The sequence below is a fragment of the Dialister sp. CAG:357 genome, from assembly GCF_000435155.1.
GTDB classification, from domain to species: domain Bacteria; phylum Bacillota; class Negativicutes; order Veillonellales; family Dialisteraceae; genus Dialister; species Dialister hominis.
On the sequence record NZ_FR896371.1, the window covers coordinates 1 to 5,556 of the forward strand.

Annotated in this window: 7 protein-coding genes; 2 read left to right on the forward strand and 5 right to left on the reverse strand. The window is 51.8% G+C overall.

The window, feature by feature from the left end:
* Window positions 1-505 precede the first annotated feature (505 nt).
* The 5 genes from M3200_RS01355 to M3200_RS01375 all read right to left on the reverse strand — a co-directional run bounded on the left by M3200_RS01355 (window position 506) and on the right by M3200_RS01375 (window position 3,192).
* Window positions 506-1,249: a hypothetical protein gene (locus tag M3200_RS01355; protein ID WP_022381743.1), complete on the reverse strand. Its 744-nt coding sequence runs from the start codon at window positions 1,247-1,249 to the stop codon at window positions 506-508.
* 146 nt (window positions 1,250-1,395) lie between these two features.
* A complete protein-coding gene (locus M3200_RS01360; protein ID WP_022381744.1) occupies window positions 1,396-1,806 on the reverse strand; it encodes a hypothetical protein in 411 nt (136 codons plus the stop codon).
* Between the two features lie 81 nt (window positions 1,807-1,887).
* Window positions 1,888-2,250, reverse strand: a complete 363-nt coding sequence (locus tag M3200_RS01365; protein ID WP_022381745.1) for a hypothetical protein — start codon at window positions 2,248-2,250, stop codon at window positions 1,888-1,890.
* The gene (locus M3200_RS01370; RefSeq protein WP_022381746.1) at window positions 2,247-2,873 is read right to left on the reverse strand and encodes a DUF1700 domain-containing protein; all 627 of its coding nucleotides are present in this window, start codon (window positions 2,871-2,873) and stop codon (window positions 2,247-2,249) included. The genes M3200_RS01365 and M3200_RS01370 overlap by 4 nt, the downstream gene beginning before the upstream one ends.
* Window positions 2,866-3,192 carry a PadR family transcriptional regulator gene (locus M3200_RS01375; RefSeq protein WP_022381747.1) on the reverse strand — a complete coding sequence of 109 codons (327 nt, stop codon included), beginning with the start codon at window positions 3,190-3,192 and terminating at the stop codon, window positions 2,866-2,868. Before M3200_RS01375 ends, M3200_RS01370 begins: the two co-directional genes overlap by 8 nt.
* Before the next feature lie 431 nt (window positions 3,193-3,623).
* On the opposite strand from M3200_RS01375, the gene M3200_RS01380 reads away from it, so the two are divergent.
* Both M3200_RS01380 and M3200_RS01385 read left to right on the forward strand, forming a co-directional pair.
* Window positions 3,624-4,796 (forward strand): Na+/H+ antiporter NhaC family protein, encoded by a 1,173-nt coding sequence (locus M3200_RS01380; RefSeq protein ID WP_353867215.1) that lies wholly within the window; start codon window positions 3,624-3,626, stop codon window positions 4,794-4,796.
* 112 nt (window positions 4,797-4,908) lie between these two features.
* Complete coding sequence (locus M3200_RS01385) at window positions 4,909-5,466, forward strand: DUF2284 domain-containing protein (protein ID WP_022381749.1); 558 nt, start codon at window positions 4,909-4,911, stop codon at window positions 5,464-5,466.
* The last annotated feature ends 90 nt before the right edge of the window (window positions 5,467-5,556 follow it).

The window sequence follows — 5,556 nt, forward strand, 5'->3', positions numbered from 1 at the left end:
ATTTTTATCCCACAAAAAAGCGTGAAGAACCTTTATTCTTTCCTGCCGTTGCCCTGTTTCCCTCCACCCACCAAAATTCCCACTCAAAAAGCCGCTCGGGGAATAGCGGCTTTTTGGTGAAGGACTTCGTATCCTTCAGGGAAGGTATTAATTTGTAAGGGAGTACCTCATTCTTCGGGGGATTCCGGCTCAACAGGGAGGAAGAAACCGGAACTGAAGGATAAGGCTTGGCAGGATCCGATTTTGGGAAGGAGGGATCCTGCCGGAGGCCGGAAGAAAGGTTCTTTTTATAGGGAAGAAAGATAACGTTCCTTGTCCGGCCCCTTGGAGTGAACCAAAGCATGGGATTGCTCTGGCAGCCGGACGCCGGTTTTGGGAAGGTTGGCGTCCGGGATTTGTGAATTTTTTATACTCGCTCTCCGAAATCGGGAAGGTGGAGAGATGAGTTGTGAAGGCCAGGTTTATTTGGGAAGTCCGCCTGGTCATGATTCACGTCAAGCAGTCTTTATTCTTCAGGCTGCATCTGTCCGTCCGGACGCGGCTGGAAACCTGCGTCCGGAGGAGGGGTGGGCTGGCCGTCTCTCGGACCGAATTTGTGGTCCTTCTTATGCTGGCCCTGCTCATTACCTTTTTGCTGATCAAAGCGCGGGTTCTTATGGTGTTTGAAACGCTTGTCTTTCGGACCTTCGCGGTGCTGTCCGTCACGGTCCTGTCTGTCGAAGCGGTGCTCTCCATCACGTTTTTCGCCTTTGAAATGCTGCTCGCCCTTCTGGCCGTCAGCTTTCCATTCGTCCTTCTGTCCATCCTTGCGGTGGAAGCGGTGCTGTGGCTGCTGCTGGCCTTCAGGCATGCGGCGGTCACCTCTTCTGACTCTCGGGCCATTGGCCTTGTCGGAAGGTGCAGGCTGTCCGTCTTTCTGCATCATGGCATTCTCGTCGCTTCTTGGAGCGCGGCCTTCTTCTGCATTGAGGAGAGCGATACAGTAATCGCGGCCGGTATTGGTGACTTCATCCGGAGTGACGGCTTTCGGAGCCATTCTAGCAGTTCTTTCTGCCTGCTGGGTTTCCTTTTCGCGGTACTGCGGATTGTCCTTGGCCCAATCAGCCTTCTGCTGCTCGGTCATCTGCGGAGGGAGCACGAAATTGTCAGTCGTCGGTTCAGCGGCAAAAACGGAATTTCCTGCAAATCCGGCTGCGGCAAACATAGCTGCGGCAGATACCATGATGATGTGTTTCTTCAGGTTTCTCATAATGAATCCATCCTTTCTGAAGCAAATTTATATATGCATTCCGTTCGCGTTTTGGGAGGTGCGGAGCGGAAGGGCTTCCATGACATAGGGATTATTGTATCCACTAAATCAAATAATGGCAAGCGGTTACTTTTGGGTAACCAGGATTAGATGCGGTGCCATTCCTCATCGTCTGGACCCATAGCTTTCGGCGGGTCCTGTTTTTCTTCTTTCTTGACCTTCGGGGCTTTCTTTTCGTGCTTTTGGCCGTAGTGGATGCCCTGGTCTTCGTATCTCTTGTTTCTGTCCTGTTCGAAATTGTCCTGCTTCTGATCTTTCTTTACATGCTTCTTCACTTTCTTGGCATGTTCTTTCTGGTCCTTCTGTTCAGCTTTCTTCATGTTCTGAATCTGCTGACTGGAGTACTGGTCATTGTTCTTTGTCCAGGCATCACCCTTCTGGGAATATTCCGGAGGAACCATCGGACGTTCGTCAGCGGCGGAAACCGTCGTGCCGAATGCGAGAGCGCCTGTCAGCGCAAGTCCTGCGATAGCTGCTGCGATAATTTTCTTGTTCATAATGTACCTCTTTTCCAAAATAGGCCTTTGCCTGTCCTTCCAATATGTACCGGTCAGGAAACCCTGCCGGGGAAATCACGATTAGTTCTGCGGTGCTGCTTCAGGAGCATTTTCTGCGGCCGGCTTCTGATCCTGTGCAGGTTTCTGATCCTGCGCCGGTGCATTCTTGGCTGCCTTGTCAGCATCCTTCACATCCCTGCGGTCATCACGGCCGTGGAGATCCGGAGGCGGACCCTTGAAGTCCTTGTCATGACGTTCATCCATCATCCTGCGTTCTTCATCAGGACGGATGTGCCTGTCCTTGTGGTCAAAGTTTTCCATGATCGCCGGTTTATTTTCAGCGATCCAGTGACGGTAGGAGCCGATGTCGTTTGCCACGAAGGAAACGGCGGCTGTCACCATGGAGAGGATAGCGAGTACGATGAAAACAATGATTTTTTTCATTTGCCTTCACCGCCTTCCTCTTTATGATCATCTTTCTTGACGGTGCTCTGGAGAGCTTTGCTGCCTTCGATTCCCGTGAAGAGAACAGCGAGGGCGGAGAAGATGCCAGCGCCGCCGATCGAGAAGAGCGTCAGCGGGTGGAGACCCGGAAGCGGGGGAATACCCTGGAACGGTGCGAACCGTACCTGCAGGAGACCCAGAATCAGGATCGTTGCTGCTGCGATGAATACGGCAAGGACGATGCCTGCGCCGTAGAGGAGACGTGCTGTCAGGAGAGCTGTGCTTTCCACAGCCTGCGGAAGCTTCGGGCTGACCTCATCCCAGGTTTCGCCCAGTTTCTTCTGTGCTGCATCGGCTGCCTTGCCAGCGGCATTGGCTGCCTTTTCAGCGCCATCCATCAGCGTGGAAGTCTTCGTCTTTTCATCGACGAAGACTTCGGACTGGTAGGAATCATATATATCTTTCGGACTGCCGAGCTCCTTGGAGATTTCCTCCTCAGTAAGTCCTTCCTTTTTGCCTTCTTCGAAATGAGCCTCGTAGTCAGCGAGGATTTCCTTCACTTCGCTCGGCTTCGCGTTGCGGAAATAGTACCTTATAAGGTCTAAAAATTCACTTTCACGCATAAGATTCGCCTCCTTCGGCAAGTAGTCGTCGCACAGCTTTGTTGAATTCCGTCCATTCCTTCACGGACTCCTGGAATTCAGCCCGGCCTGCGTCTGTGATGCGGTAATATTTCCGCGGGGGGCCATTATGTGATTCAGCCAGGTACGTGTCGACCAGGCCATCTTTCTTGAAACGGTTCAGCAGCGGATAAATAGTACCTTCGGACATTTCGATGTACTTGGAGATTTCCGTGACCAGCTCGTAGCCATAGAAATCTTTCCGCTGGAGCATGGAGAGAACCACGATCTCCATGACACCTTTCTTCAATTGTACATTCATAGCCGCTCCTTTCTTGGGTGACTAAGATCTTCCGAAGAAAACACCTCCCTGGATTATTGACTGGCGGTCTGTTTTCTTCGTTGAACATACTTTATCACAAAGTACTTTGTAATGCAAGGTATTAAATATTAAATAATTCTTTACATTTTCTTATACTATAAATTTCATTGATACTGGAAGAGGAAATCTCCGCATTCCATCGGCTTTTCTGCTGACGATAGGGAAATAGCGTGATACAATGACAGTATGAATAGACAGTAAAAAAGACCGGGGAAAACCCGGCCGGGGGAAGTGATCTATATGGCAAATATCGTTTTAGGGATTTTCGCAGCCATTTTTTTATCTGCATCCTGACAGGATCAGAGCTCCTCTATGCGCTTGGCGCAGGCTTCTTTCTTTTCGTCGGGTACGGACTCTATAAGAAGTACAGCTTGTCCGATGTCCTCTCCATGGCATGGAAGGGCGTCATGTCCGTCCGCACCATCTTCATCGTCTTCATGCTGATCGGCATGCTGACAGGTGTGTGGCGCGCTTCGGGAACGATTGCCTACATCATTACGCTCGCTTCCGATTTCATAGAGCCGTCCATTTTCATCCTGATTGCCTTCCTTCTGAACTGCGCGGTTTCCTTTCTCCTCGGAACATCCTTCGGCACGTCCGCCACGATGGGGGTCATCACCATGTCGATCGGAATGACCATCGGTATGCCGCCGGCCATGGTGGGAGGCGCCATCCTTGCCGGCGTCTACTTCGGCGACCGCATGTCGCCCGTCTCGACCTCTGCGCTCCTCGTCAGCGTCCTAACGGAAGTCGACCTCTATACGAATATAAGAAATATGGCAAAATCCGCAGTTCTGCCATTCCTCATTTCCTGCGTGATTTACTTTGCTCTTGGAGAAATGCTTCCAGATGCCGCCGCGTCAGCCGCAGCTTCTGCAGACTTTGAAGAGCTCTATATCTTTTCGCCCATCCTTGCGCTGCCTGCCGTTTCCATTCTCCTCCTCAGCTTCTTCCGCGTACCCGTCAAAACGAATATGGCCGTCAGCATCGCTCTGGCGGCGCTTCTTTCCTACACCGAGCAGGCGCAGGATCCATGGAATATCCTTTTCATCATGATCTTCGGCTACGTTTCGCCCGTCCCGGAACTTGCGCCCATGGTCAATGGGGGAGGCATCGTATCCATGCTCCATGTCGCCGCCATCGTCTGCCTCTCCGCTTCCTTCTCCGGCATTTTCCAGGGGACGGGACTTCTGGACGGCATCCATGGGAAACTTGAAACCTTTGCACGCCGCTTCGGGAATTATCCGGCGACGCTGCTCTCTGCCATCATCACGAGCCTCATTTCCTGCAGCCAGACGCTCGCAGTCATCCTTACATCCCAGCTCTGCGGGACACTCAATAAGGACAAGGAGCAGTTTGCGGAAGACCTGGAAGACACAGCTATCGTCATCCCCGCCGTCATTCCATGGTCCATCGCCTGCGCCATCGTCCTCGCCGCGACCAGCGCGCCCCTCGCATCCATTCCCTATGCCTTCTACCTGTACCTGCTGCCGCTCTGGAAGCTGATTCATACGACCTTTTCGCGCCGCAGCAAAAGCAAGTGAAGAATATCCGAAATTTCCTGCACCATAGGATTTCCTTAGTGCTACAATAGAGGAAAAGCCGGATAACAATAATAATACCGGCATGGGATTTGGGAAACCCAAGGAGGATATAATGACTGAACAAGATTTACAGGACCTGATCAAAGAGGCCAAAGAAGCAGGCGCATCCGATGCGAAAAAAGTCGACATCGCCAGCGTCAAACTCGCCGCCTGGCCGAGAATGAAGTGCCAGTTCGGCTGCCCGAACTACGGAAAGACGCTCTGCTGCCCGCCGTACACACCAGAGCTTCCTTTCATGAAACAATTCATCGGTGAATACAAGAATGGCATCATCATCCAGTACACCGTCACACTCACCGAAGAAGACTGCAAAGACTGGACCAAAGTCGACACAGGCGTCACAAACGGCCTTCTCGAAGTACTGCTGAAAGTAGAAAGAAGCGCTATGCTGAAGAACTACTACAAAGCCTTCGCACTGAAAGCCGGCCGCTGCCGTCTCTGTGAGACCTGCAATCTCAAGCACTGCGTCCATCCGCTCGAAGCAAGACCGTCGCTCGAAGCCTGCGGCATCGACGTCTTCGCTCTTATCAAAGACAACGGCTACCGCTCCGAAATGCTCACCGGCCCCGTCAAGAAACTTCCCGTCTACGGCATGGTACTCATAGACTGAGAAATAGATGGAAAATAGAAAAGGGGCTGTGACAAAAATCGCTAAAACGCTGTTTTCTCTTTTCTCGAACGAAGTGAGGTTTAAGGGTGT

What these genes read in the sequence shown, in the direction of transcription:
- M3200_RS01355 (WP_022381743.1), bottom strand. Translation starts at nt 1,249, where the DNA reads ATGAGAAACCTGAAGAAACACATCATCATGGTATCTGCCGCAGCTATG.
- M3200_RS01360 (WP_022381744.1), bottom strand. Translation starts at nt 1,806, where the DNA reads ATGAACAAGAAAATTATCGCAGCAGCTATCGCAGGACTTGCGCTGACA.
- M3200_RS01365 (WP_022381745.1), bottom strand. Translation starts at nt 2,250, where the DNA reads ATGAAAAAAATCATTGTTTTCATCGTACTCGCTATCCTCTCCATGGTG.
- M3200_RS01370 (WP_022381746.1), bottom strand. Translation starts at nt 2,873, where the DNA reads ATGCGTGAAAGTGAATTTTTAGACCTTATAAGGTACTATTTCCGCAAC.
- M3200_RS01375 (WP_022381747.1), bottom strand. Translation starts at nt 3,192, where the DNA reads ATGAATGTACAATTGAAGAAAGGTGTCATGGAGATCGTGGTTCTCTCC.
- M3200_RS01385 (WP_022381749.1), top strand. Translation starts at nt 4,909, where the DNA reads ATGACTGAACAAGATTTACAGGACCTGATCAAAGAGGCCAAAGAAGCA.